Here is a 3,484-nt window from a genome sequence, read left to right on the forward strand (position 1 = left end):
GGTGGTGGGCGTGGCGGCCCAGCTGCCGTTGGGCTGCACCACGGTGGTGGCGAGGGTGTTGCCCGCAGCGTCTTTGATGGCGATGACGATGCCGGGCACGTCGGTGCCGCTGAGGGTGGGCGTGGTGTCAGTGGTGGTTTTGTCACCCTGGGTGCCGCTGTCGCTGGTCGGGTCAAGCACGGCAACGGGCGCTGCGGGCGGCGTGGTGTCGATGGTGATGGGCAGCGCCGTGGGGGCGCTGATGTTGCCAGACGGGTCGGTGGCGGTGACACTGAGCGCGTTGGTGCCTTCGGGCAGCGGCGCGGTAGGCGTGATGGTCCAGCTGCCGTTGGACGCGACCACGGCGGTGCCGATGACGTTGCCTTGTGGGTCTTTGATGGTGATGGTGTCACCGGGCGTGCCACCTGCGCCGCTCAGCGTTGGGGTCGTGTCGGTGGTGACACGGTCTCCCTTGGAGCCGGAGTCGCTGGTCGGTTCGAGCACAGCAGCGGGTGCTGCCGGTGGCGTGGTGTCGATGGTGATGGGCAGCGTGGCCGCAGCGCTGGTGTTGCCGCTGGGGTCGGTGGCCGTGACAGCCAGGTTCGTTTGGCCTTCGGGCAGCGCCGTGGTGGGTGTGATGCTCCAGCTGCCATCAGGGTTAACGGTCGTGGTGCCAATCACAGCGCCCTGTGGGTTTTTGATGGTGATGGTGTCACCGGGCGTACCGTTTCCGCTCAGCGTTGGGGTCGTGTCGATGGTGGTTTTGTCACCCTGGGTGCCGCTGTCGCTGGTCGGATCGAGCACAGCAGCGGGCGCTGCGGGCGGCGTGGTGTCGATGGTGATGGGCAAGCTCGGCCCCTGCGGGCTGACATTACCCCGTGCATCTTTGTATGCGAGGCTGATGCTTTGTTGACCGTTTGCCAAAGTCGTGACCGGTGTCAGGGTGCCAGTGGTCGGGTTGTAGCTTGATGCAACCGGTTGGCCGTCCACGTAGAGGACCACATCCACGATGCCCAAGGGCAGTGGCTGCAGCACCACAAAACTCGGCGCACTGTTGAAGGTGAGGTTGTCGGAGCTGATGGTGCCCGTGTCGGTGAGTGCCGTCATGTCTGGCGCAGCAACTGGGGCTGGCGGCAGGTTGTGCGTGATCGAGGCGGGCTGAACAAGACCATCACTGGCTGTGAATTTGACCAAACTGTCCGTCGTCATGCTGGAGGCCGGCAGAGTCATGCCGAACCCACCTTTCGCGTTGGCGTTAGCCTGCGTTTGGGTGCCATCGGTCAGCGTGGCGGTGACGATGCTACCCGGAAGCGCAGAGCCGGTCAGCGCAACATTGTTGCCGCTGAGTACCTGATTCGTGATGACCACATCGCCGAGCAGCCAGCGGTTGAAGGGCGTGTCCAGCTCGAAGGTCTTTTCAGGGCCATTGGTGGTGGCCTTGAGGGCGGCCAGGGCTGCGGCTCGTCCTTGCTCCAGCAGGCTTGCGCCGCTGGCGCTCAGCGCACCGCCAGCTTGCACCTGCGTTTGCAGGGCATCCAGGCTGGCGTCAACGTTGCCCAAGATGCTGTCCACGCCCGAGAGCTTGGTCAGTACCAAGCCGTATTTTTCGCCATCCGTGAGGATCACCACGCCATCGGCGTCGAACCGTTCGGTGGCGGTGAATTCCGGGCTGTTGGTGGTGGTGGGTTTGGCGGTGATGTCAACACCCGGGATGCCGAGGGCTTTGGCGACCACGGCGTTGACAGCGGCGACTGCGGTGCTGCTGCTCAAGGGTGCAGTTGCGGTGTCCGCGATGCCAGCGATCCGCACCGCCAGTTCGGTCACGGGGGTGATGTTGATGGTCAGGGTGGCGGTCATGTCACTGGCCACGGTGAAGTTCCCCCACCCCTCTTCAGCCACGCCCATGGCGCGCAAGGTGGTGTCGAGTGACTTGCCTGTGGCACTGACTTCGTCCAGGTAATTGACCGCTGTGCCATTGGCGTCGACCCCCTTGATCAGCACGGTGCCACGGTATTCGTTGCGGTCGGAGACGGTGACTTTCCAGCTGCCGTCAGCACCCACAGTGGTCGTGCCCATGAGGGTGCCCGAGTTGTCGTAAACGAGGACATCTGTACCACCGGTGAAGGGGCCGGCATACACGCCGCCCTGAATCACCAAGGGTGCGGCAATGGCTGCGGTCTCGATGGTGATCGGCAGCGGTGTGGGCGCGCTGGTGTTGCCAGCCGGGTCGGTGGCGGTGATGGCCAGGTTGTTCAGGCCCTGTGGCAGGGGGTTGAGCGGTGTGGCCGCCCAGGTGCCGTCGGGGGCCACAGTGGCGCTGGCGATGGTGTTGCCCTGGGGGTCTTTGACGGTGATGAGGTCGCCGGGTGTGCCGGTGCCGGTCAGCGTGGGGGTGGTGTCGGTGGTGATGGTGTCGGTCAACAAGCCGCTGTTGCTGCTGGGTGCCAAGATGGCGCCGGGGGCTGTGGGGGCAGCGCTGTCGATGGTGATGGGCAGCGGCTGGCTGCTGGTGGCACCGCTGGGGCTGGTTTCGACCACGTTGAGGTTGTTCAGGCCTTGGGGCAGTGGGTTGGCCGGGGTGGCTGTCCAGGTGCCGTTGGGAGCCACGGTGGCGGTGGCGATGGTGTTGCCAGCAGCGTCCTTGATGGCGATGGTGTCGCCAGACGTGCCGGTGCCGGTCAGCGTGGGGGTGGTGTCGTTGGTTTTGCCGTCACCCAGGGTGCCGCTGTCGCTGGTGCTGGCCAGGCTGGCGCTCAGGGGGGTGATGGTGATGCCCGAGCTGATGCTGAAGGACAGGGCGTTGTTGGTGTCGGCGCCGTCGAGGTTGATGTTGCCAGCGGCGTCGCTGAATTTGTTGCTGGTGACCAGCACGGCAGCGCTGCTGGCACCGGCTGCGGGGGTGAAGGTGGCGGTATAGACCAGCGGGTTGGTGGCGCTTTGCGTCAGGCCGCTGATGCTGCCGCCGACGGCGGTGATGTCAGAGGTGGTGAAGTCTGAGCTGGCTTCACTCAAGGTGAAGGTGACGGTGGCGGTTTGGCCGGTGGTGAGCGCTGTGGCGTTGGTGCTGAGCACAATGGTGGGGGCGCCACTGTCGATGACGATGGGCAGCTGGGCGGTGCTGGTGGCACCGCTGGGGCTGGTGGAGACGACGCTCAGGTTGTTGGGGCCTTGGGGCAGTGGGTTGGCCGGGGTGGCAGACCAGGTGCCGTTGGGCTGCACGGTGGCGGTGGCGATGGTGTTGCCAGCGGCGTCTTTGATGGCGATGGTGTCACCGGGCGTGCCGCTGCCGCTGAGGGTGGGGGTGGTGTCGTTGGTGACGTTGTCGGTGCTCAACCCGCTGTTGCTGATGGGGTTGAGGATGGCGCCCAGGGGCGATGGGGCCACGCTGTCGATGGTGATGGGCAGCGGTGTGGCGGGGCTGGACAGGCCGGCCGGGCTGGTTTCAACCACGCTCAGGTTGTTGAGACCTTGGGGGCGTGGGGTGGCCGGGGTAGCCGCCCCGGGG

At 65.8% G+C, this 3,484-nt stretch carries 1 protein-coding gene; it reads right to left on the reverse strand.

The genetic code is table 11. The annotated features are described in order from the left end of the window. Positions 1-3,484: Ig-like domain-containing protein (locus tag AMM33_RS21420; protein WP_304438317.1), on the reverse strand; the 3,484-nt coding region annotated here is incomplete at both ends.

This window comes from Limnohabitans sp. DM1 (assembly GCF_001269385.1).
Classification (GTDB): Bacteria; Pseudomonadota; Gammaproteobacteria; order Burkholderiales; family Burkholderiaceae_C; genus Limnohabitans_A.